The following is a 23,298-nucleotide window of genomic DNA, read 5'->3' as shown; positions in this document are numbered from 1 at the left end:
CGGGGGATGGTTCACATCCCGCGGTTTTTTCTTGCAGATCAATCGCTTAGTGCGTGGAGTCCAGCGCGCGCCCGTGGCCTTCCTGGCCAATCTGATCGTGCAATTCGGGGTCTGCCTGCAAATTGCGCTTGCTCCAGCGCATGAACACCACCATCAGGACCGCGACGACGGTGCCGAAGATGACGATGATGATGTTGATGGGCAATTGCAGCCACAGCAGCAGCGTGTACATCGCCACCATCAACAGAATGTTGAGCTGTTCGTTGAAATTCTGCACGGCAATGGAATGGCCCGCCGACAGCAGCACGTGGCCGCGATGCTGCAGCAGAGCGTTCATCGGCACCACGAAGAAGCCGGCCAGCCCTCCGGTGAGGAGCAGCAGCAGGTAGACGCTCCAGGGCGAATAGACCAGCGGCATCAGCAGCACGACCAGCCCCATGGCGGCGCCCACCGGCAATACGCTCAGCGCGCGGCGCAACGGGATTCGACCGGCCAGGATGGAACCCACCACCGTGCCCAGCGCGGCCACGCCCATCAGCATCGACGCCTTGTCCAACTGATAGCCCAGGTGGCTGCGGCCCCATTCGATGACGATGAGCTGCAGCGTTGCGCCCGCGCCCCAGAACAGCGTGGTGACAGCCAGCGAGATCTGCCCCAGCTTGTCTTTCCAGAGCACGCGGACGTAGCCCCAGAAGGTGCGCATCAGCCGAACGGGGTTTTTTTGCTGCGGCGGATAGCGCACATGCGTGCGCGGAATCAACAGATTGCAAAGCGCTGCCAGCAGATACACAAAGGCGATCACCAGGATGGCGGCTTCGGCCGGCGTGTGCACCAGGCTGCCGATGAACGAATGGCTGAGCAGCGCGGTGGATACCGAGGACGAGATGAGCAAGCCACCCAGCACCGTGCCCAGGATGATGGAGAAGACGGTCAGGCCCTCGATCCAGCTATTGCCCTTGACCAGCATGTGCGGGGGCAGCATTTCGGTGACGATGCCGTACTTGGCGGGGGAATACGCCGCGGCGCCGATGCCCACGACCGCATAGGCCGCGCACACCAGATAGGTTTGGTATTCGGGGGCGACGCCGATGCTGGCGTACGAGAACATCAGCAGGCAGCCGGCCACTTTCAAGGCGTTCGTGGAGAACATGACGCGGCCCTTTGGAAAGGAGTCCGCCAGGGCGCCGACAAAGGCCGCCAGGACCACATAGGCCAGCGCGAAAGACCATTTCATCATCGGCGCCAACCAGTCGGGGCCGTGCAGCTCCTGTATCAAGGCGATGGCTGCGATGAACAGCGCATTGTCCGCCAATGACGAGAAGGCCTGCGCGGCCATGACCAGATAGAAACCACGTTTCAAGAATGTCCCCGTTCTTTGGCCAGCGCCCGGCCAGTCCGCGTGAAAATTATGTGTCGTGCCAAAAAGTGTCAGGGAGTATAGCCGGTGCCTTGCCGCCAGCCATTGAGCGTTTGCCCGCGAGTTGACCGTTGCTGACGTTTGGCCGGGGACTGCCTGCGGTATCATACGACCCATATGTGAGCCGGCCCTTCTTGGGCCGGTTTGCAATCTGTGCGGCAGGTCCGTTAACGCCTTTCGTCAACCCACCCCGTCGTCATCGTACTGTGCGTCTTACTCAGCTAAAACTCGCCGGCTTCAAGTCCTTCGTCGATCCCACCGTGATTCCCGTGCCCAGCCAACTGGTCGGCGTGGTGGGTCCGAACGGCTGCGGAAAGTCGAACATCATCGACGCCGTCCGCTGGGTGCTGGGCGAGGCCAAGGCCTCGGAACTGCGCGGCGAGTCCATGCAGGACGTCATTTTCAACGGCTCGGGCAACCGCAAGCCCGCCGCCCGGGCCTCGGTGGAAATGGTGTTCGACAACAGCGAGGGGCGCGCCGCCGGCCAGTGGAGCACCTACGCCGAAATCGCCGTGCGGCGGGTCCTGACCCGGGACGGCACCAGCAGCTATTTCGTCAATAACCAGCAGGTTCGGCGCCGCGACATCCACGACATCTTCCTGGGCACCGGCCTGGGCGCGCGCGGCTACGCCATCATCGGGCAGGGCATGATCAACCGCCTGATCGAGGCGCGCCCTGAAGAACTGCGGGTATTCCTGGAAGAAGCGGCCGGTGTGTCGCGCTACAAGGAACGCCGCCGCGAGACCGAAAACCGCCTGTCCGACACGCGCGAGAACCTGACCCGTGTCGAAGACATCCTGCGCGAACTCAATAGCCAGCTTGAAAAGCTGGAGGCCCAGGCCGAAGTCGCCACGCGTTACCGCGAGCTGCAGGCCGACGGCGAAAAGAAGCAGCATTCCCTGTGGTTCCTGAAGGAAACCGGGGCGCGCGAAGAGCGCGCCAAGAAGGCCCAGGAAATGGCGCAGGCCCAGAACGAGCTCGAAGCCGCCATTGCCGGCCTGCGGGCGGGCGAGGCCGCGTTGGAATCCCGCCGCCAGGCCCACTATGCGGCCAGCGACGCGGTACATACCGCGCAGGGCGCGCTGTACGAAGCCAACGCCCAGGTCAGCCGCCTGGAAGCCGAAATCCGCCATGTGGTGGATTCCCGCAACCGCTTGCAGTCACGCCGCGACCAGCTTCAGCAGCAGATCGCGGAATGGACCAGCCAGCGCGAGCATTGCACTGAACAAATCGCCCAGGCCGAAGACGACCTGGCCGCCGCCGCCGCCCGCACCGAAGAGGCGCGCGCGGCCGCGGAAGACGCCCAGGCCGGCTTGCCCTCGGTTGAACAGCGCGTGCGCGAAGCCGCGTCCGGACGCGACGAGATGCGCGCCGCCCTGGCCCGCGTTGAACAGAACCTGGCGCTGGTCGCCCAGACCCAGCGCGACGCCGATCGCCAGATGCAGGTGCTGGAGCAGCGCCGCGAACGCTTGCAGCAGGAACTGCGTGAGCTGCACGCCCCGGATCCCATCCGCCTGGAACAACTGGCGGGCGACCGCCTGGCGGGCGAAGACCAACTGCAAGAAGCCCAGGAAGAACTGGCCACGCTGGAAGGCCGCGTGCCGGAAGCGGATGCCGAGCGCAGCCGCGCCCAGGCGGCCGCGCAGACCGACGCGCAGAACCTGGCTCGCCTTGAGGCCCGTCTGTCGGCCTTGGTGAAGTTGCAGGAAGACGTACAAAAGCAGGGCGCCCTGGAACCCTGGCTGGCCAAGCACGAGCTCGCCGGGCTGTCGCGCCTGTGGCAGAAGCTGCATGTGGAGCCGGGTTGGGAAACCGCCCTGGAATCCGCGCTGCGCGAGCGCATGGCCTCGATGGAGGTGCGCAACCTGGATTGGGCCCGCGCCTTCGCCGAAGACGCGCCGCCCGCCCGGCTGGCCTTTTACCAATTGCCCGTCGCGGCCCCCGTGCCGCCCGCGCCCGCCGGCCTTACCTCGTTGGCCAGCCTGCTGCGCATCACGGACCCCGACCTGCGCACGCTGCTCAACGAGTGGCTGGCGGGCGTCTACACCGCTACCGACGTCACGCAGGCCTTGGCCATGCGGGCGACCTTGCCCGCCGGCAGCGCCTGCGTGGTCAAGGCCGGCCATCTGATCGACGCGCACAGCGTCCGCTTTTACGCGCCCGATTCCGAACAGGCCGGCCTGTTGGCCCGCCAGCAGGAAATCGAAAACCTGCAACGCGAGATCAAGGCCCAGCAGTTGATCGCGGACCAGGCGCGCGCGGCAGTCGCCCGCGCCGAGGCGGGCTGGCAGCAGGTCACGCAAGCCATCGCCCCGGCGCGCACGCGCGTGGCCGAGGTCACGCGCCGCGTTCACGACATCCAGCTGGAACACTCGCGGTTGCAGCAGCAGGCTGAACAATCCGGCGAACGCGCGTCGCGCCTGCGCCAGGACCTGGAAGAAATCAAGGTCCAGGAAGAAGACCTGCGCGCCACCCGCGAAGAAGCCGAAGCCCGCTTCGAGACGCTGGACGAGGAACTCGCCGAGCACCAGTCGCGCTTTGCCGATGCCGAGATCGACGGCGAAACCCTGGCCGCCCAGGCCGAAGCCGCCCGCACGCGCTTGCGCGAGCTGGAGCGCGCCGCCCAGGAAGCCGAATTCGCCGAACGCGGCATCCAGGTCCGCATCACCGACCTGCAACGCAATCAGCAGTTGGCCGCCGACCAAAGCCAGCGTGGCGCGGTGGAACTGGAACAACTGATGGGCGATCTGGTCGAGCTGGACGCTTCCGCCTCGCAAGCCGGTTTGCAGGACGCCCTGGAAGCCCGCGCCGAACGCGAGGAAGCGCTGTCGCGCGCGCGCCAGGAAATGGAAAACCTGGCCGCCTTGCTGCGCGGTGCCGACGAAGACCGCCAGCAGCAGGAACAGACGCTGGAACCGCGCCGCGCGCGCATCATGGAATTGCAATTGCAGGAACAGGCTGCCCGTCTGGCCGAAGAGCAGTTCACCGAACAACTGAACGCGCGCGAAGTCGACCGCGAGGCGCTGGCGCAAGACCTGGCCAACCAGCCCGACGAATGGCGTCGCGCCAGTTGGCTGCAACAGGAAGTGGGGCGGATCTCGCGCCAGATCGAATCGTTGGGCTCGGTCAACCTGGCGGCCTTGGACGAACTGAATACCTCGCGCGAACGCAAGGGCTTCCTGGATTCGCAACACCAGGACTTGATGACCGCCATCGAGACCCTGGAAGACGCCATCCGCAAGATCGACCGCGAAACGCGCGAGCTGCTGCAAGAGACGTTCAACATCGTGAACGGCCACTTCGGCGAGCTCTTCCCCAAGCTCTTCGGCGGGGGCGAGGCCAAGCTCAGCATGACCGGAGAAGAAATTCTCGACGCGGGCGTGCAGGTGATGGCCCAGCCGCCCGGCAAGCGCAACAGCACGATCCACCTGCTTTCCGGCGGCGAAAAAGCGCTGACCGCGACCGCGCTGGTGTTCGCGCTGTTCAAACTGAACCCGGCGCCGTTCTGCCTGCTGGATGAGGTGGACGCGCCGTTGGACGACGCCAATACGGAACGCTATGCGAACCTGGTCGCCAACATGAGCGAACAAACCCAATTCCTATTCATTTCGCACAACAAGATCGCCATGCAGATGGCCAAGCAACTGATCGGCGTAACCATGCAAGAGCAAGGGGTTTCGCGTATCGTTGCGGTAGACATAGATTCGGCCGTGCAAATGATGGCCTCCGAAGCGGCATAAACCCTCTATTTAGAATGGCGCCGCCTCGTGGCGCGGGATGTACACATGAGTGATTTGCAGATCGGGCTGATTGCCCTGGGCGTCTTGCTGATACTGCTGGTGTTGGGATTCAACTGGTGGCAGGACCGGCGCGTCCGGCGCAAGATGCAAAGCCATTTCCCCACGTCTGAACAGGATCCGCTGCTGGGCGCGGGCGCCGCAGCTGGCGCCACGTCGGCCACGGCCGGTGCAAGCCGCCGCGAACCCGGAATGGGCGGGGATGCGCCGCGTGCGCAGCCGGGCCAACCGGCTCCGGTGGACGCGGGCAGCGACGCCGACGACGCCGAAGAACCCGATCCCGCCTGCGAAGTGGTCATTGAAATCAACTTCGCCGAGCCCGTGCGCGGCGCCGACCTGCTTCCCTATATGCAAAGCCTGCGTCACGTGGGCCGCAAGCCCATGCGCGTGTTTGCCGAAACCGACCAGCGCCGCCACCGTGCGCGCGTGCATGCCGGCGAGTCCTACGCATCAATGCAATTGGCTGTATTGCTGGCCAACCGCAGCGGCCCGCTGACCGCCATCGAATGGTCGCAGGCATGGGCGCGTGCGCAAGACATGGCCGAACGATTCGACGCCACCATCGAAGGGCCGGACCAGCAAGCCGTGTTGGAGCAGGGCGCGCGCCTTGACGACACCTGCGCCGCGCTGGACACCCAAGTGGGGTTGACCTTGTTGCTGGGCACGGCCCAGCCGGCGGCGGAAGTGCTTGCCGTTGCCCGCGATACCGGGTTCCTGGCCGACGGCAACCGTCTTGCCTGGCCCGCTGAAAACGGCGTCACCCGCTTCACCTTGTCGCGCGCCGACGGCGCCGCCTTCGATGCGGGTATGGGGGGCGTGGAACGCCTCTACCTGTTGCTGGACGTGCCCTGCGCACCCGCCGACACGCGCGCGTTTGGCCGCATGGTGGACGTGGGCCGCGACCTGGCCGCCCGCCTGCGCGCGGAACTGGTTGATGACCAAGGCAAGCCGCTGGCCGAGGGGTCGGAAACCGTTATCGACGAACGCCTGCAAGTGTTGTTCGAACAGCTTGAACAGGCGGGCCTGCCCGCCGGAAGCGAGCGTGCTCAACGGGTGTTTGCGTAAATGAGCGGCGTGTCTGGTGAGGTCAACCCCGCGGAAACCGCGGCACGGCTACGCGCCGAGCTTGAACAGCACAACGTCCGCTACTACGTCTATGACGAGCCCTCGATTTCGGATGCCGAATACGACGGGCTGATGCGGCAGCTTGAAGCCCTTGAGGCCGAGCACCCTGAACTTGTCACGCCGGAGTCGCCCACGCAGCGCGTGGGTGCCGCGCCCGTCTCTGCCTTTGGCAGCGTGCGTCATGCCGTGCCGATGCTATCGCTGAATAACGCATTCGACGAAGAGGAAGTCGTGGCGTTCGACCGCCGCGTGACGGATACCTTGCGCGGCGCGGGCCTGCTGGGCCCGGCGCAGCAGGCCGATTATTTCTGCGAACTTAAGCTCGACGGGCTGGCGATCAGCTTGCGCTACGAAGACGGCCGGCTGGTTCAGGCCGCCACGCGCGGCGACGGCCAAGCCGGTGAAGACGTCACCTCCAATATCCGCACGATCAAGGCGATTCCGTTGCAGCTACAGGGCGCGGCCCCGAAGGTGCTGGAAGTGCGCGGCGAAGTGCTGATGAATCGCGCCGACTTCGAAAAATTGAACCTGGCCCAGGCCAAGCGTGACGAGAAAGTCTTCGTCAATCCGCGCAATGCCGCGGCCGGCAGCCTGCGCCAGCTGGACCCTCGTATCACAGCCAAGCGCCCGCTGCGCTTTTTCGCCTATGGATGGGGCGAGGTGCAGGGCCTGCCCGGCAAGCAAAGCGGCTTGTTCGACGAGGCAACAGCGGGCGTCGGCCAGGCGTCGCAACTGCCTGAAGATTCGCATGGCGCCATGCTCGCTTGGCTGCACTCCTTGGGCCTGCCCGTCAACCTGAAGCACAACCACCGTGCCACGGGCGCCGAAGGCTTGATGGCGTTCTACGCCCAGGTGGGCGCGATGCGCGCCAGCTTGCCCTACGACATCGACGGCGTGGTCTACAAGGTGGATTCGCTGCCGGCGCAGAAGGTGCTGGGCTTTGTGGCGCGCGCACCGCGCTTCGCCCTGGCCCATAAGTTCGCCGCCGAGGAAGCCACCACGACGCTGCTGGACATCGAAGTCCAGGTAGGCCGCACCGGTGCCATCACCCCGGTGGCGCGCCTGAAACCCGTATTCGTGGGCGGCGTCACCGTCACCAACGCCACGCTGCATAACGAAGACGAAATCCGCCGCAAGGACGTGCGCAAGGGCGATACGGTCATCGTGCGCCGGGCCGGCGACGTCATCCCTGAAGTGCTGGGCCCGGTGCTCGAAAAGCGGCCCGACGACGCACAGGAATTCGTCATGCCCACGGCCTGCCCGGTGTGTGGCTCGGCCATCGAACGGCTTGAAGACGAGACCATTGCGCGCTGCACGGGCGGCCTGTTCTGCGGTGCCCAGCGCAAGCAGACCTTGTGGCACGCGGCCAGCCGCAAGGCGCTGGACATCGAAGGCCTGGGTGAAAAGCTGGTGGACCAGTTGGTGGACAGCGGCCGGGTCAAGACCTTGGCCGACTTGTACAGCCTGCGCCCGCTGGAGCTCGTAGGCCTGGACCGCATGGGCCAGAAGTCCGCCGACAACCTGGTGGCTGCCATCGACAAGGCGCGCGAACCCAGCCTGAACCGCTTGCTGTTCGCGCTGGGCATCCGCCATGTTGGGGAAACCACCGCGCGCGATGTTGCCCGGCATTTCGGCAGTATCGACGCCATCATGGACGCCGATGAAGACGCACTGTCGTCCGTGCCGGACGTGGGCCCGGTGGTGGCGGCGTCCATCCGCCGCTTCTTCGCCGAGCAGCACAACCGCGACGTCATCGAGCAATTGAAGGCGCAGGGGGTCAACCCCGTGGCCGAAGCCGTGCCGCAAAGCACGACGCTGGCGGGCAAGACCTTTGTGCTGACCGGCACCTTGCCCAACTGGACGCGCGAAGAAGCGTCGATGCACATTCAGGCGGCGGGCGGCAAAGTCAGCGGGTCGGTGTCCAAGAAAACCGCGTATCTGGTGGCAGGCGTGGAGGCGGGCAGCAAGCTCACGAAGGCGCAGGAGCTGGGCGTGACCGTGCTGGACGAAGATGCGTTGAAAGACTTGCTGGGCATGTCCTAGCCGGGGTGATCCTCTGGCGGCAGTCAATCAACACGCAAAACAAAAAAGCTGCACGCCCCTGGGCGCGCAGCTTTTTTTTGGCTTGGACGCACGATTCGCAAGGGTAAAAAAAAACTGCCCGCATCGGCGGGCAGTTTCGGGTCTGACGCAGGCTTACTGGATCTTGGCCTTGTCGCGCAGTTGCTTCTGGTAGTCGGCCAGGGTTTGCTGGCGCAGCATTTCTTCCAGTTGCGGACGCACTTGGTCCAGCGGCGGGAATTCCACCGGGCGGGTGTCGTCAACCTTGATGATGTGCCAGCCAAACTGGGTCTGGACCGGCTTGTCGACCAGTTCGCCCTTCTTCAGTTGGGTCACGGCTTGCGCGAACGGCTGGACGTAGTTGGTCGGGGGAGCCCAACCCAGGTCGCCACCCTTTTCGGCGCTGCCGGGGTCTTTCGAGTTCTTCTTGGCCAGGTCGTCGAACTTGTTCTTGTTGCTCTTGATCTGGGCCAGCAGGTCATTGGCCGTCTTCTCGTCTTCAACGAGGATGTGGCGGACCTTGTATTCCATCTTGCCGGCTTGTTCCTGCTTGATCTTGTCGTATTCAGCAGTGACCTTGGCGTCCGACACCGGGTGCTTGGCCAGGTAGTCAGCCATCAGGGCGCGAACCAGGATGCCTTGGCGGGCCAGTTCGATTTCGGTCTGAACGTCGGCTTGCTTGGCAATGCCGCTGGATTCGGCGGCTTGCACGAAGATCTGGCGGTTGATCATTTCTTGCTTGACCTGTTCGCGCAGTTGCGGCGAGTCGGTCGCGCCCTGGCTGACCAGCAGCTTGACGAATTGATCCAAATTCTTTTGCGGAATGGCCTTGCCGTTAACGGTGGCCACGTTCTGCGCGAAAGCAGGCACGGCGATGACGCAGGCCGCAGCCAGCATGACGATGCGTTTCATGAATATCCTTTTACTTTCTATTTGGGAGCCTGGGCATCTAGCGCAAGCGCATGAATCGGATAGGGGATCAAATCTTGCAAATGATGATACACCAGCCTATGTCGCGCTACGGCGGAGAGCCCCGTGAAGCAAGGCGCTACGATGTGCACGCGATAGTGGCCGGCGCCGTTTTTACTGCCTTCGTGGCCGGCATGCAAATGCGAGTCGTCCAGGATGTCCAGTGTTACGGGATCCAGGGCGGCCAGGCGCTCCCGGATCAGGGTGATGCGGTCGGTGGTTTCTGACATGGCGGCAATATGAAAGTTCCGGCGCGCACGCTTGGCGGGCGCGTCCATTATTGGACCCGTTTGGTTGGACCGTTTGAGTGGATCGTCTGCGGTCGTGTGGCGAATCAGGGCTTGCTCGGCGGGGTATCCGAGCCGGCGTTTTCGTCGGTCTGGATGTGCTTGCCCAGCCAGACCGATTGCCCGATCACGAAGACGATCATCAGACCCATCAGGCCAAAGGCCTTGAAGCTGACCCATTGCGACTCGGTGAAATGGCCCGAGAACGCCACATACAGGTTCAGCGCGCCAGCCACCACGAAGAACGCTGCCCAGATCAGGTTGAGCTTGTCCCAGGCTGCATCAGGCAGTTGAATCTGCTTTTCCATCAGGCGGCGAATCAGGTTGCGGCCGAACATCAGGCGAGCGATCACCAGCGCACCGCCGAACAGCCAGTACAGCACCGTGGGCTTCCACTTGATGAACACATCGCTGTGCAGCCAGATGGTGGCGCCGCCGAAGACCAGGATGACGGTCAGGTTCACCCAATGCATGGCTTCGGTGGGGCGGCCGGTTACCTTCAACCAAACAATCTGTAACACGGCCGCAGCCATTGCGACGGCCGTGGCGGTGAAGATATCCGTGTACCGATAGGCGATGAAGAACAGGAACAGCGGGAACAGGTCGAACAGAAACTTCTTCATTCAGTCTTCTATGGGTTCAAACGTCATCGACAGGGAATTGATGCAATAGCGCAGCCCGGTGGGCGGCGGGCCGTCGGGGAAGACGTGGCCCAGATGCGAATCGCAGACGTTGCACAGTACTTCGGTGCGGACCATGCCGTGGGTTGTGTCGCGCTCTTCGCGCACCAGTTCGGGGTCCAGCGCCTGGAAGTAGCTGGGCCAGCCACAGCCGGCGTCGAATTTAGTGTCGGATGCGAAGAGCGCCGTGCCACAGCCGACGCAACGGTAGATGCCCGGGGTGGTCGTATCCCAGTAACGGCCGGTGAATGCGCGCTCGGTACCTTTTTGACGGGTGACCACGTATTCTTCGGGGGAAAGTTGTGCGCGCCATTCGGCGTCGGATTTGCGTACTTTTTCCATATGAGCTCTTGGAGTCCCGATGCCCGAAATGGTTCGGGCATAATCCCGCCCCATGTTAATCGAGTTTGACCAGGCGGTAGTGACGACGCCCCAGGCGGAAGTGTTGCGCGGGGTGAGCGTAACCCTGGCCGAACGCCGCATCGGTATTGTCGGGCCCAACGGCGCGGGCAAGAGCACGCTGGCGCGCCTGGTCAATGGCCTGGTGGTGCCTTCGGCGGGCAGCGTGCGGGTGGACGGCCTGGATACCCGCCACGACTTGAAGGCCGTGCGCCGGCGTGTGGGCTTTGTATTCCAGAACCCTGAAAACCAGATCGTGTTTCCGATCGTGCGCGAAGATCTGGCGTTTGGCCTGAAGCGCCTGGAACCGGACAAGGCGCGGCGCGAATCACGCATCGACAGCCAATTGAACGCGCTGGGCGTGGGCCACCTGGCCGATCGCAGCAGCCACACGCTGTCGGGCGGCGAACGTCAACTGGTGGCGCTGGCGGCGGTGCTGGTCATGGAGCCGGCGCTGGTCGTCTTTGACGAACCGACCACGCAATTGGACCTGCGCAACCGCAACCGGGTCCGCCATGCCATCGCCGCGCTGCCCCACGACGCCATTGTCGTCAGCCACGATCTGGAATTACTGGAAGATTTTGACCGGGTGCTGGTGGTGCGCGACGGCACGATCGCCGCTGACGACACCCCCGCCGCGGCCTTGCGCTGGTACCGGGAACACTGCGCATGATCGAACCGCTTTACGTTGCCGGCCGCTCGGCGCTCCACCGGCTCCCTGCCTGGCTGAAGCTTGCCGCGCTGGTGGCGGCGGGGGCGGGGCTGTTCTTGCTGCGCGACCCCCGTTGGCTGGGCGCGGCGTTCGCGGCGGCGGCCCTGCTGGTGTGGTCGACCGGCGTCTCGGCGGCTGCCGTCTGGCGCCAGGTGCGCGGGCTGTTGTGGGTGTTGCTGGCGGTGGGCGTGTTCACGGGCGTGTTTCAAGGCTGGGTCGAGGCCCTGGCGGTGGTGCTGCGCGTGGGGGCGATGGTGGGGTTGGCGCTGGCGGTGACGCTGGCGACCCGCACGTCGGACCTGATCGCCGTCTGCGAACGCGCCTTGATGCCGCTGGAGCGCATCGGGCTGGTTGACGCCGGCAAGGTGGCCCTGGCTCTGGCGCTGGCCTTGCGTTTCGTACCCGAAATCTGGCGCAACTTTCACGAGATCCGCGAAGCCCAGGCCGCGCGCGGCCTGGGGGCCCATCCAGTGGCGTTGATTGTGCCGCTGATCGTGCTGACCTTGAAGCGCGCCCAGGAAGTGGCGGAAGCCATCGATGCGCGTAGTCTCTGAGCTGCCCACGCGCCGTAGCGATTCCACGCTGTATAGATTCCATAAAGGTGAACCCATGAAATCCCACAACACCGTGCTGATCGCGCTGTTCGCGGCGCTGATCGTCGTCCTGAGCCTGATTCCGCCCATCCCCTTGCCGGGCATTCCGGTGCCGATCACCTTGCAGACGCTGGGAGCCATGCTGGCCGGCGCCATGCTGGGCCCGGTGCGTGGGGCGCTGGCTTGCCTGCTCTATCTGGGTCTGGCGGCAATCGGGCTGCCGGTGCTGCCTGGTGGGCGCGGTGGCCTGGGCGCGTTCCTGGGGCCGACGGGCGGTTTCCTGGTGGGCCTGGTGGTGGGCGCGTTGGTGACTGGCTGGCTGGCGCGCATGCTGGCGGCGCGCGCAACCCAGGACTGGGCAAAGCTGGGCGGCTATGTGGTCGCCTGCGTGGTGGGCGGCATCTTGGTCGTGTATGCCTTCGGAGTGCCGTGGCTGGCGTCCGTCACCAAGATGGGCTTGCCCAAGGCGGCGGTGGCGGTGGCGGTGTTCCTGCCGGGCGATCTCATCAAAGCCGTGATTGCGGCGTGGGTGGCGTCACGGGTGGAACGGGTCTGGCCGATGCTGGGCCGTTAGTCTTCAGCCGTTGGCGGTTAGCGGTTAGGCGTTGGTTCTTGGCCGCCGCTCGGGGGTGACAGCACCGTAACCCGGCGCCCGCGCGCTTTGGGGCATGCTGAGATTTCCAAGGGAATCCCCCAACTGACGCGCCGAAAGTTTTTCTAGTACAAGTTCGCCATTAACGAATGCGTTTGCTGAATCGATGTTTCCGCAGCACATCAGGGATTTACCGTAGTTGCGCGGCATCATCTGATACTGTTTTAACCCTATAATATTTTTTTCTGTATAACTTTAACTAGGCTCGCTTCGCCTCAATCGAGGCACATAAGAGCCACCACAGGAGACAAAAATATGCGCAAGCACTTCGGCTTGTCCGCGGCGGCTGCCGCTTTCGCCTTGGCCGTGCCGCTCCTGGCGAGCGCGCAGATCAAGGTAGGCGTAACGGTGTCCAGCACCGGTCCGGCCGCCTCGCTGGGTATCCCCGAACGCAACACCGTGGCGCTGCTGCCCAAGGAAGTGGCAGGCCAGAAGATCGAATGGATCGTCCTGGACGACGCCACCGATACCACCCAAGCCGTCAAGAACTCGCGCAAGCTGGCCACCGACGACAAGGTCGATGTGCTGATCGGCACGTCCGTGACGCCGGGCTCGCTGGCCATGGTCGACGTGGCCGCCGAAGCCAAGGTGCCGATGATCAGCGTGGCCGCCAGTGCCAAGATCGTCGAACCCGTGGACGACAAGCGCCGCTGGGTCTTCAAGACCCCGCAGAACGACGCGCTGATGGCCGGCGCCCTGGCTGACGCCATGGCCAAGTCCAAGGTCAAGACCCTGGGCTTCATCGGCTTTGCCGACGCCTACGGCGACGGCTGGCTGGACGTGATGCAAAAGGCCGCCAAGGCCAAGGGCATTGAAATCGTCGCCATCGAAAAATACAGCCGCACCGACACCAGCGTGACGGGCCAGGTGCTCAAGCTGGTCGGCGCAAAGCCGGACGCCATCCTGATCGCCGGCGCCGGCACCCCGTCGGCGCTGCCGCAAAAGGAATTGAAGGCCCGCAACTACGGCGGCACCATCTACCAAACGCACGGCGCCGCCAACAACGACGTGCTGCGCGTCTGCGGCAAGGACTGCAACGGCATGTACCTGCCGGCTGGTCCGCTGCTGGTCGCCGCCCAATTGCCTGATTCGAACCCGGTCAAGAAGTCGGCCCTGGCTTACGTCGAGACCTACGAAAAGGCCAACGGCGCCAACTCCACCAACACGTTCGGCGGCCACATGTGGGATGCCGGCCAATTGGTCGTGGCCGCGGTGCCGGTCGCGCTGAAGACGGGCGCCAAGCCCGGCACGCCGGAATTCCGCGCCGCCATGCGCGACGCGCTGGAAGGCGTGAAGAATCTGGCTGCGTCGCAGGGCGTGTTCAATATGTCGCCCACCGACCACGCCGGCTTCGACGAACGTTCGCGCGTCATCGTCAAGGTCGAAAACGGCAAGTGGGTCTATCAGCCCGACCTGTAATTTCCCCAGGATTGCCCGATCCACGGATGTGCAACGCGAAGGGGGCGCCAGTGGCTGGCGCTTGCCTTGCGGCGCCTGAGCAATGCTTCGCACCGGCCTTTCCGGCCGGTGTGTCGTATCAGTGTTCCGGGCGGGGCCGGAACACCAAGAATCAATAAGGTTGTTAGATGGATTCCTCAATTGCGCTGATCCTGCTGCAAGACGGTGTCGTCAACGGCGCTATCTATGCCCTCCTGGGCATGGCTCTGGTGCTGGTTTTCGCCGTCACGCGCGTCATTTTCATTCCCCAGGGTGAGTTCGTGGCGTTCGGCGCCCTGACCCTGGCCATGCTGGTCGACGGCAAAATGCCGGGCACGGCCTACCTGCTGCCACTGCTGGGCGCCTTGTGCCTGGCGATGGAGCTGGTGCGCGCGCTGCGTACCCGCAACTTCGCCGGCCTGCCCAAGACCTTCGTCATCAGCGTCGTCCTGCCCTTGGCGCTGTTCTGGCTGACCAAGACCTACACCGCGCCCGACAACTCGTTGTGGCTGAACATGCTGTTGACGCTGTTGCTGGTGATCCCGATGGGGCCGATGGTCTATCGCATCGTCTATCAACCCCTGGCCGAAGCCACGGTGCTGGTGCTGCTGATCGTCTCGGTCGCGGTGCACTTTGCGCTGACCGGCCTGGCGCTGGTGTTCTTCGGCGCGGAAGGCTGGCGCACGCCGCCGTTCGTCAGCGGGCAAGTCGACCTGGGCTTCATGACCTGGTCCGCGCAAAGCCTGTTCGTGGTGGCTACCTGCGGGCTGCTCATCACCGCGCTGTGGCTGTTCTTCGGCAAGACCTTGTATGGCCGCGCGCTGCGCGCCACCGCCGTCAACCGTCGCGGCGCGCGCCTGGTGGGCATCAGCACCACCATGTCCGGCAGCCTGACGTTCACGCTGGCGACCGCCATTGGCGCCATGTCCGGCATGTTGATCGCGCCCATCACGACCGTGTATTACGACACCGGTTTCCTGATTGGCCTGAAGGGCTTCGTGGGCGCCATCATCGGCGGCCTGGCGAGCTACCCCGTGGCCGCCGCCGGCTCGCTGTTGGTGGGTGTGCTGGAATCCTTCTCGTCCTTCTGGGCCAGCGCCTATAAGGAAGTGATCGTCTTTACCTTGATTATCCCGGTTCTGGTCTGGCGTTCGTTCAGCACCCATCACGTGGACGAAGAGGAATAAACGCCATGAATCGCATTCTGCTTGCTGTATTCATCGTCGTCCTGGCGGGCCTGCCGTTGCTGCCGGTCACGCCCGAATTCTGGGTGACGCAACTCAACTACATCGGTCTGGCCAGCCTGATCGTGCTGGGCCTGGTGCTGCTGACCGGCGTGGGCGGCCTGACGTCGTTTGGCCAGGCCGCGTTCGTGGGTCTGGGCGCTTACACCACGGCGTTCCTGACCACGCAGTACGACGTGTCGCCCTGGCTGGCGCTGCCGGTCGGTCTGGTCTTGACTGCCGTCGTTGCCTACCTGCTGGGCGCGATCACCCTGCGCCTGTCCGGCCACTACCTGCCATTGGGCACCATTGCGTGGGGCCTGTCGCTGTACTTCCTGTTCGGCAATATCGATTGGCTGGGCAAGCACGACGGCATTGCCGGCATTGAACCCATCAGCATCTTCGGCCTGTCCCTGGCCAGCGGCCGCAACATTTATTACCTGATCTGGGTATTCGTGTTGTTGGCGTTGTGGGCCACCCGCAACCTGCTCAATTCGCGTCCGGGCCGCGCCATCCGTGCCTTGAAGAGCGGCGCGGGCATGGCGGAATCCATGGGCGTGAACACCGCTGCCTACAAGGTCGTGATCTTCGTCTGGGCGGCCTTGCTGGCTTGCATTTCGGGCTGGCTCTACGCGCACATGCAGCGCGCCGTCAGCCCCAGCCCGTTTGGCGTCAACTACGGCATCGAGTACTTGTTCATGGCGGTAGTGGGTGGTGCGGGCTACGTCTGGGGCGCCTTGCTGGGCTCCGGCGTCATCCTGGTGCTGAAAGACCAGTTGCAGAATTGGCTGCCCAAGCTGCTGGACACCAACGCCAACTTCGAGATGATCGTCTTCGGCGTGCTGCTCATCCTGATGCTGCAATACGCACGCAATGGCCTGTGGCCCATCCTGGCGGGCTGGTGGGGAAGCATTACCGGCGCCGACGGTTCACGCCGCAACCTTGCGCCGCCCGCTGCCGCGCCCGCTTTGCCGACGCGCGCGCGTCCCCAAGCGGGCCAGGTGGTGTTGGAAGTGGACGCCATCCGCAAGGAATTCGGCGGACTGGTCGCCGTCAACGACATCACGTTCAAGGTCAGCTCGGGCGAAATCATGGGCCTGATCGGTCCCAACGGCGCGGGCAAGAGCACGACGTTCAACCTGATCAGCGGCGTGTTGCCGGTGACGCGCGGCAAGGTCACGTTCATGGGCCAGCGCATCGACAACCGCTCGGCGCGCGAGATCGCCAAGCTGGGTGTCGGCCGCACGTTCCAACACGTGCAGTTGCTGCCGGGCATGAGCGTGCTGGAAAACGTGGCGTTGGGCGCGCACTTGCGTTCCGACGTGGGCGTGCTGGCGGGGGCCTTGCATTCGGATCGCGCCCGTGAAGCGCAACTGCTGCATGAGGCCGCCGAGCAGATCAAGCGCGTGGGCCTGGGCGAATACCTGTACGAACAGGCGGGCAACCTGGCGCTGGGCCAGCAACGCATCCTGGAAATCGCGCGCGCCCTGGCGTCCGATCCGGTGCTGCTGCTGCTGGACGAGCCGGCCGCCGGCCTGCGCTACAAAGAAAAGCAAGACCTGGCACGCGTGCTGGAGCAACTGCGCTCGGAAGGCATGAGCATTTTGCTGGTCGAACACGATATGGATTTTGTCATGCGCCTGACCAACCACCTGGTGGTGATGGACTTCGGCACCAAGCTGGCCGAAGGCGTGCCGGCCGACGTGCAAAAGAACCCGGCGGTGCTGGAAGCCTATTTGGGCGGCATCGACGACGACCTGCCCGAAGCGGATCAGGCCAAGCCCGTGTCCGCAGGAGGTGTGCAATGAGCGCAACGCAATCGCCCGTGCTGGAAGTCAGCAACCTGTCGGCGCGTTACGGCAAGGTTGGCGCGCTGGTCGGCGCGTCGTTGACCGTGCCGGCCGGCAGCATCGTTACCGTGATCGGCGCCAACGGCGCCGGCAAATCCACCATGCTGAACGCAATGATGGGTTCCCTGCCGCAAACCGGCCATGCAGCCGGCAGCGTGCAATACGCGGGCACCGACGTGTCCGGCTGGCAGGTCGAGCGCCGCGTGGCGGCCGGCATGTCGCTGGTGCCCGAGCGCCGCGAATTGTTCGGCACCATGTCCGTCGAAGACAACCTGCTGTTGGGCGGCTTTCGCCGCTACCGCGCCCGCGAGGCCGGCTGGCGCGACACGCTCAATGAAGTGTTCGATCTGTTTCCGCGCCTGCGCGAGCGCCGTGGGCAACAAGCCGGCACCTTGTCGGGCGGCGAACGCCAGATGCTGGCCGTGGGCCGTGCGCTGATGGCCAAGCCCACCTTGCTGATGCTGGACGAACCCAGTCTTGGCCTGGCGCCGCGCATCGTGCGCGAGATCTTCCACATCATTGCGCGCCTGCGCGAAACCGGCGTGGCAATCTTGCTGGTCGAGCAAAACGCCCGCGCTGCGCTGCAAGTGGCGGACTACGGCTATGTGCTGGAAACCGGTGAAGTCATCCTGCATGGCCCGGCACGCGAACTGGCCGGCGACCCGAAGGTGATCGAAAGCTATCTGGGCTTGGGCAAGGGCGCCGACAAGGACTGAACCAAACCCTGAGCCACCTTGCTGGCTCGTTCGATGGCCAACAAAAATGCCGCGACCCTGATTCGGATCGCGGCATTTTTTTCACCCCGCGAGTATTGCGGGGCTGGGGCCTATGCTTGCTTGCGGCCGGTGCTTTCCGCGTAGTCCATGTACAGCTTGTGCGCGCGGCGTGCGACAGGGCCGTACTCCAGCGCGCGATCTTCCACGCGGTTCACGTGGACCACCTTGCCGTAGTTGCCGGACGAGAACACTTCGTCTGCGTCTTCGATGTCGGCGCGGGTCAGGCTGCGTTCCTGCACCTCGACGCCATCGGCTTGCAGCAGGGCCAGCACACGGCGGCGCGTGATGCCGTTCAGGAAAGTGCCGTTGTCCACGGGCGTGGAAACCACGCCGTTCTTGGCGATCCACAGGTTGCTGGTGGCGAACTCGGCAATATTGCCCGCGCCGTCCAGCATGATGGCGTTGTCGAAACCCTTCTCGGCGGCTTCGCGGATGGCGCGTTGGCCGTTGGGATACAGGCACGAGGCCTTGGCGTCGGTGGGCGCCATGTTCGGCCACGAACGGGCATAGCTGGAAAAGCAGGCCGAAAAGCCAAGCTCGCCCGGCATCGGCACCTTGAACACGTGCAATACGAACTGGGTCTTGTCGGCATCCGGCAGCAGGAAGCCGTCGGCGCAATAGAACATCGGCTTGATGTAGAGCTCGGTGCCGGCGGGGAATTTGGATACGGCTTCCAGGCACAGCTTCTGGATGGCTTCCCAACCGATCTGCGGCTTCATCAGCATTTTTTCGGCCGAACGCACGACACGCTGGCAGTGCAGGTCCAGGTCGGGCGTGAGGCCGCGAAAGGCACGCGCACCGTCAAAAACCATGCTGGCCATCCAGAAGGCGTGGTCGGCCGGGCCGAGCAATTTGGGGTTTTCAGTGGTCCAGTGACCGTCGTGCCAAAACAGGGCGTCCATGTTGGAATCTTCCTTCGCTTGAATCGGGGGGGCGCCGCCTTGGCGCCGAAACGTCAGGATACAGGAGGCGGCCCGCACCAGCGGCCTGCCGCCCCTGGAGAATCTACTCCTTTTGCAGCGCCGCCTGCACGCGGTCGGCAACATCCGCGGGCATCCATTGCCGCCAGACAGGGCCGTACTGCTTCAGGAAATAGCGCGCGGCGTCCTCGGGTTCCTTGCCTTCGTTTTCCAGCCAGCCCAGCGTGGCGTCGATAGCATCGTCGGGCACCGTCAGCTTGGTAAGAAATTCGGTGATCTTTGGCGCTTGCTTGGCAAACGCCGCATTGACGCCGGTGACCACGGGGTTGGGCTTGAATTCCGTGGCGACGGGGTTGGCGCACTTGGGGTCGGTCATGCAGCTGTAGGCGGCCTGGTCGAAGGCGGGCAGTTCCAGCTTTACCAGGTCCAGCGCGCCGACCAGCGAGGTGGGCGTCCAGTAGTAGAAGACGATGTCGCGCTTGCGCTTGTAGGCCGACACGATGGCGGCCTTCTGCGCGGCGCCCGAGCCGGGCGCGAACAGCGAATAGTCCTTGTCCAGCTTCAGCGCGCGCAGCAGGTTGTCGTTCAGCGTGCCGCAGGCCCAGCCGGCGGGGCAGCCGTAGATGCGTCCGCGCCCCGGGTCTTCGGGGTCGATGAATACCTCTTTGAAGCGTGTCAGGTCAGAGGCGGACTTCAAGTCGGGATGGCGTTCGGCCGTGTAGCGCGGGATATACCAGCCTTCGCCGGCGTCGTACACGTGGCCCACGCCCAGCACTTTGCCGCTGGCCAGCGCCTTCTTCCAGGCGCCCTCGATCTGGCCGGGCCAGACTTCCGGCGTCACGTCCACGTCGCCGCGTTGCAACGCAGCCAGCATCGGCAGCGTTTCACCGATTTCAACGCTGGTCTTGCAGCCGTAGCCGTGTTCCAGCACGTAGCGTTCAATGCCGGCCAGCACCAGGTTGGACTCCCAGTTCAGGCCGCTGAAGCGGACTGGGCGGTCGACTTCGCAAGTGGGGGCAGAGGAGGGGGCGGCGGCGGCGGTGGGGGCGATGAACGCCAAGGCCAGCACGAATGCGCCAAGAACGGGGGCGAGCGGATGCGGGTTGCGCATGGTCAGGCACCTGTGGAGTTGGGTGCGTTTTATTGTACGGGCGGATGCCGGCGTCCAATGCAAACGGGGCCGCGTGATGCGGCCCCGTCGGCATAGCGCGTCGCGCCTCAGGCGCGGGCGGCGCGGCGCCTGTCGATGAACGCGCCAAGCTCGCCCACGATGCCGCGCCGGAACGCCAGCACGCAGATCACGAAGATCAGGCCGATCACGATGGTGACGGATTCGCCCAGCCGCAGGAACCATTCCACGCCGGTCAGGTTGGCCATCATCTGGCCGAAGTCGCCCACCTTGTTTTCCAGCAGCACCACGATGAAGGCGCCCAGGATGGGGCCGGTCAAGGTGCCCAGCCCGCCGATCAGCGTCATCAGGATGACCAGCCCCGACATCTGCCAGGTGGCGTCCGACAGGGTGGCCGACACGAACACCAGCGTCTTGGTGGCGCCCGCCAGCCCGGCCAGCGCGGCCGACAGCACGAAGGCCAGCAGCTTGAAGCGATCGACGTCATAGCCCAGCGACACGGCACGCGGTTCGTTCTCGCGCAGCGCTTGCAGCACTTGCCCAAAAGGCGAATGCACGGTGCGCCAGATGATGAAATAGCCGATGACGAAGATGGCCATCACCAGGTAGTACAGGTTGATGTCCTTGGACAGGTCGATCAGCCCGAACAGGGTGCCGCGTGGCACGCTTTGCAGGCCGTCTTCGCCGCCCGTGAACTTGGCCTGCAGGAAGAAGAAGAACACCATTTGCGCCAGCGCCAGCGTGATCATGGCGAAGTAGATGCCGCTGCGCCGGATGGCGATCGCACCCATCGCCAGCCCCAGCAGCGCCGCCACGCCCACGCCGAACAGCAGGCCGATTTCGGTGGGAAAGCCCCAGACCTTCATCGCATGCCCGGCCGCGTAGGCCGCGCTGCCCAGGAAGGCCGCGTGCCCAAACGACAGCAGGCCGGTAAACCCCAGCAGCAGGTTGAATGCGCACGCGAACAGCGCGTAGCACATGATCTTCATCACGAAGATCGGGTACACCCCAAGAAAGGGAAGAGCGGCCACCACGACGGCCAGTACCGCATAGCCCAGGAATTGACGATTCATTTTTCTTTTCCGAACAGCCCGGCCGGGCGGATCAACAGAACAATGGCCATGATGATGAACACGACGGTGCTGGAGGCTTCGGGCCAGAACACCTTCGTCAGTCCTTCAATCACACCCAGGCCCAGACCGGTGACGATGGCGCCCATGATGGACCCCATGCCGCCAATCACGACCACGGCGAACACGACGATGATGAGGTTGGACCCCATCAGCGGGGAAATCTGTAGCACAGGCGCCGCCAGCACGCCGGCAAAGCCCGCCAGCGCCACGCCGAAGCCATAGGTCAGCGTGATCATGCGGGGCACGTTCACGCCGAAGGCCTCGACCAGACGCGGGTTTTCAGTACCGGCGCGCAGCAGGGCGCCCAAGCGGGTGCGTTCGATCACGTACCAGGTCGCCATGCAGACCACCACCGATGCCACCACAACCCAGCCACGGTAGTTCGGCAAGATCATGAAGCCCAGGTTGGTCGCGCCGCGCAGCGCGTCGGGCGTGGGGTAGGGTTGGCCCGACACGCCGTAGAAGCTGCGGAACAGCCCCTCGATCAGCAAGGTCAGCCCGAAGGTCATCAGCAGCCCGTAAAGATGGTCCAGCTTGTACAGGTGCTTGAGCAATAGTTTTTCAATGAGTATGCCGAACAGCCCGACGACCAGCGGGGCCAGAATCAGCATCACCCAGTAGTTCAACCCCAGGTACGACAGCCCCATCCAGGCGACGAACGCGCCCAGCATGTAGAGCGCGCCGTGCGCGAAGTTGATGACGTTCAGCAGCCCGAAGATCACGGCAAGCCCGAGCGACAGCATGGCATAGAAGGAACCGTTGACCAGGCCCAGTAATAGCTGGCCAAGCAAGGCCTGTATAGGGATGCCAAAAAGGTCAGTCATCTTTTGAAAATCCTGCGCGTACGGATGGAAGTGAGCAAATTCAAGGTGCGGTCGCGGCCTGGGCCGGGCCGCACCTTGGGGTCACATGAGCCGGGAATTACTTCTTGACCAGCTTGCAGGTGGATTCGGACAACTTGGTGTAGACCTCGTCGCCGGGCAGCGTCGCCACGACCTTGTAGTAGTCCCACGGCGCCTTGGATTCAGCCGGCGTCTTGACCTGCATCAGGTACATGTCGTGGATCATGCGGCCGTCTTCGCGCACAAAGCCGCCTTGTGCGAAGAAGTCGTTGACCTTGTTCGACTTCATCCATTTCATGATGGTGTCGCCGTCGTCCGAGCCCGAGGCCTTCACGCCGTTCAGGTAGAACATGGCTGCGGAGTAGTCACCGGCCTGCAGCATCGACGGCTTGCGGCCGACCTTGCTTTCGAACTTCTTGCTCCAGGCGCGCGAAGCGTCGTTCAGGTCCCAGTACCAGCCCGTGGTCAGGTACATGTTCTGGGTGGTCTTCAAGCCCAGCGCGTGGATGTCGTTGATGAACACGAGCAAGACGGCCATTTTCATGGTCTGCGTGACGCCGAATTCATTCGCGGCCTTGACGGAATTGCTGAAGTCGCCGCCCGCGTTGGCCAAGCCAAGGATCTGTGCCTTGGATGCCTGGGCCTGCAGCAGGAACGAGGAGAAGTCAGCGGTGCCCAGCGGCGCGCGCACCTGGCCCTTGATGTCGCCACCGGCGTCTTTGACGACCTTCATGGTGTCGCGCTCAAGCGCGTGGCCGAAAGCATAGTCGGCGGTCAGGAAGAACCAGCTCTTGCCGCCGTCTTTCACAACGGCGGAACCCGTGCCCCGAGCCAGTGCCACGGTGTCGTAGGCATAGTGCACGGTGTAGGGCGAACATTGGGCGTTGGTCAGGTCGGAAGCGCCGGCGCCGATGGCGATGAACGGCTTTTTCTTCTCGGCGGCCACGGCCGCCATGGCCAGGCTGGTGGCCGAGTTCGTGCCGGCGATGATGACATCGACCTTCTGCTGGTCGAACCATTCGCGAGCGCGCGAGGACGCGATGTCCGCCTTGTTCTGGTGGTCGGCGGAGACGACTTCGATCTTCTTGCCGTTGATTGACCCGCCCATCTCGTCGATCGCCATGCGGATCGCGTCCAGACCGGCCTTGCCGTCGATGTCGGAATAGACACCAGACATGTCGGTGATGAAGCCGATGCGGATGACATCGTCGGAGATACCTTGCGCGTGGGCGGTTGCCCCTGCAAATCCCAGGCCCGCCATGGCCAGTGCAGCAGTGATGGTGTGCAGCTTCATGG

At 64.2% G+C, this 23,298-nt stretch carries 20 protein-coding genes; 10 read left to right on the top strand and 10 right to left on the bottom strand.

The genetic code is table 11. From position 1 onward, the window contains the following. Window positions 1–46: 46 nt before the first annotated feature. Complete coding sequence (gene lplT, locus CVS48_RS28570; RefSeq protein ID WP_100857366.1) at window positions 47–1,360, bottom strand: lysophospholipid transporter LplT; 1,314 nt, start codon at window positions 1,358–1,360, stop codon at window positions 47–49. A gap of 263 nt (window positions 1,361–1,623) precedes the next feature. On the opposite strand from lplT, the gene smc reads away from it, so the two are divergent. Genes smc through ligA form a run of 3 tightly spaced genes read left to right on the top strand, consistent with a single transcriptional unit; the run spans window position 1,624 to window position 8,382 of the window. Continuing rightward, window positions 1,624–5,157 (top strand): chromosome segregation protein SMC, encoded by a 3,534-nt coding sequence (smc, locus tag CVS48_RS28565; RefSeq protein ID WP_100857365.1) that lies wholly within the window; start codon window positions 1,624–1,626, stop codon window positions 5,155–5,157. Window positions 5,158–5,202: 45 nt separating this feature from the next. Next, the gene (locus CVS48_RS28560) at window positions 5,203–6,279 is read left to right on the top strand and encodes a cell division protein ZipA C-terminal FtsZ-binding domain-containing protein (protein WP_100857364.1); all 1,077 of its coding nucleotides are present in this window, start codon (window positions 5,203–5,205) and stop codon (window positions 6,277–6,279) included. Continuing rightward, on the top strand, window positions 6,280–8,382 hold the full coding sequence (ligA, locus tag CVS48_RS28555; protein ID WP_100857363.1) for an NAD-dependent DNA ligase LigA: 2,103 nt from the start codon (window positions 6,280–6,282) through the stop codon (window positions 8,380–8,382). 153 nt (window positions 8,383–8,535) lie between these two features. Here the strand turns inward: ligA and CVS48_RS28550 are convergent, their stop codons facing one another. From CVS48_RS28550 to msrB, 4 genes are all read right to left on the bottom strand, one after another. After that, a complete protein-coding gene (locus CVS48_RS28550) occupies window positions 8,536–9,312 on the bottom strand; it encodes a peptidylprolyl isomerase (protein WP_100857362.1) in 777 nt (258 codons plus the stop codon). 17 nt (window positions 9,313–9,329) lie between these two features. Continuing rightward, window positions 9,330–9,599 carry a BolA family protein gene (locus tag CVS48_RS28545; RefSeq protein ID WP_100857899.1) on the bottom strand — a complete coding sequence of 90 codons (270 nt, stop codon included), beginning with the start codon at window positions 9,597–9,599 and terminating at the stop codon, window positions 9,330–9,332. A 104-nt stretch (window positions 9,600–9,703) separates the two neighbouring features. Next, a complete protein-coding gene (locus CVS48_RS28540; protein WP_100857361.1) occupies window positions 9,704–10,279 on the bottom strand; it encodes a septation protein A in 576 nt (191 codons plus the stop codon). Further along, a complete protein-coding gene (gene msrB, locus CVS48_RS28535; RefSeq protein WP_100857360.1) occupies window positions 10,280–10,678 on the bottom strand; it encodes a peptide-methionine (R)-S-oxide reductase MsrB in 399 nt (132 codons plus the stop codon). A gap of 52 nt (window positions 10,679–10,730) precedes the next feature. Here msrB and CVS48_RS28530 point away from each other — a divergent pair, with 52 nt between their 5' ends. The 7 genes from CVS48_RS28530 (at window position 10,731) to CVS48_RS28500 (ending at window position 17,918) form a co-directional block, all read left to right on the top strand. After that, a complete protein-coding gene (locus tag CVS48_RS28530) occupies window positions 10,731–11,408 on the top strand; it encodes an energy-coupling factor ABC transporter ATP-binding protein (protein WP_100857359.1) in 678 nt (225 codons plus the stop codon). Beyond that, window positions 11,405–12,001 (top strand): energy-coupling factor transporter transmembrane component T family protein, encoded by a 597-nt coding sequence (locus CVS48_RS28525; RefSeq protein WP_100857358.1) that lies wholly within the window; start codon window positions 11,405–11,407, stop codon window positions 11,999–12,001. The genes CVS48_RS28530 and CVS48_RS28525 overlap by 4 nt, the downstream gene beginning before the upstream one ends. A gap of 55 nt (window positions 12,002–12,056) precedes the next feature. Then, the gene (locus CVS48_RS28520; protein ID WP_100857357.1) at window positions 12,057–12,614 is read left to right on the top strand and encodes a biotin transporter BioY; all 558 of its coding nucleotides are present in this window, start codon (window positions 12,057–12,059) and stop codon (window positions 12,612–12,614) included. A gap of 333 nt (window positions 12,615–12,947) precedes the next feature. Next, a complete protein-coding gene (locus tag CVS48_RS28515) occupies window positions 12,948–14,111 on the top strand; it encodes an ABC transporter substrate-binding protein (protein ID WP_100857356.1) in 1,164 nt (387 codons plus the stop codon). Between the two features lie 167 nt (window positions 14,112–14,278). Further along, window positions 14,279–15,316, top strand: coding sequence for a branched-chain amino acid ABC transporter permease (locus CVS48_RS28510; RefSeq protein WP_100857355.1), 1,038 nt, complete (start codon window positions 14,279–14,281; stop codon window positions 15,314–15,316). Window positions 15,317–15,321: 5 nt separating this feature from the next. Next, complete coding sequence (locus CVS48_RS28505; RefSeq protein WP_100857354.1) at window positions 15,322–17,160, top strand: branched-chain amino acid ABC transporter ATP-binding protein/permease; 1,839 nt, start codon at window positions 15,322–15,324, stop codon at window positions 17,158–17,160. Beyond that, window positions 17,157–17,918, top strand: coding sequence for an ABC transporter ATP-binding protein (locus tag CVS48_RS28500; protein ID WP_100857353.1), 762 nt, complete (start codon window positions 17,157–17,159; stop codon window positions 17,916–17,918). The genes CVS48_RS28505 and CVS48_RS28500 overlap by 4 nt, the downstream gene beginning before the upstream one ends. A 110-nt stretch (window positions 17,919–18,028) precedes the next feature. On the opposite strand, the gene CVS48_RS28495 is transcribed toward CVS48_RS28500, so the two are convergent. From CVS48_RS28495 to CVS48_RS28475, 5 genes are all read right to left on the bottom strand, one after another. Then, window positions 18,029–18,880, bottom strand: a complete 852-nt coding sequence (locus tag CVS48_RS28495) for a branched-chain amino acid aminotransferase (protein ID WP_100857898.1) — start codon at window positions 18,878–18,880, stop codon at window positions 18,029–18,031. Window positions 18,881–18,983: 103 nt separating this feature from the next. After that, complete coding sequence (locus CVS48_RS28490) at window positions 18,984–20,009, bottom strand: ABC transporter substrate-binding protein (RefSeq protein ID WP_100857352.1); 1,026 nt, start codon at window positions 20,007–20,009, stop codon at window positions 18,984–18,986. 107 nt (window positions 20,010–20,116) lie between these two features. Then, complete coding sequence (locus CVS48_RS28485; RefSeq protein ID WP_100857351.1) at window positions 20,117–21,100, bottom strand: branched-chain amino acid ABC transporter permease; 984 nt, start codon at window positions 21,098–21,100, stop codon at window positions 20,117–20,119. Then, window positions 21,097–21,984, bottom strand: a complete 888-nt coding sequence (locus CVS48_RS28480) for a branched-chain amino acid ABC transporter permease (protein WP_100857350.1) — start codon at window positions 21,982–21,984, stop codon at window positions 21,097–21,099. The genes CVS48_RS28485 and CVS48_RS28480 overlap by 4 nt, the downstream gene beginning before the upstream one ends. 97 nt (window positions 21,985–22,081) lie before the next feature. After that, window positions 22,082–23,296 (bottom strand): ABC transporter substrate-binding protein, encoded by a 1,215-nt coding sequence (locus tag CVS48_RS28475; RefSeq protein WP_100857349.1) that lies wholly within the window; start codon window positions 23,294–23,296, stop codon window positions 22,082–22,084. Window positions 23,297–23,298: the final 2 nt, after the last annotated feature.

Source organism: Achromobacter spanius, assembly GCF_002812705.1.
In the GTDB taxonomy this organism is placed as follows: domain Bacteria; phylum Pseudomonadota; class Gammaproteobacteria; order Burkholderiales; family Burkholderiaceae_B; genus Achromobacter; species Achromobacter spanius.
The sequence above is the reverse complement of the archived record's forward strand: the minus strand, read 5'-3'. Positions and strand labels throughout refer to the sequence as shown.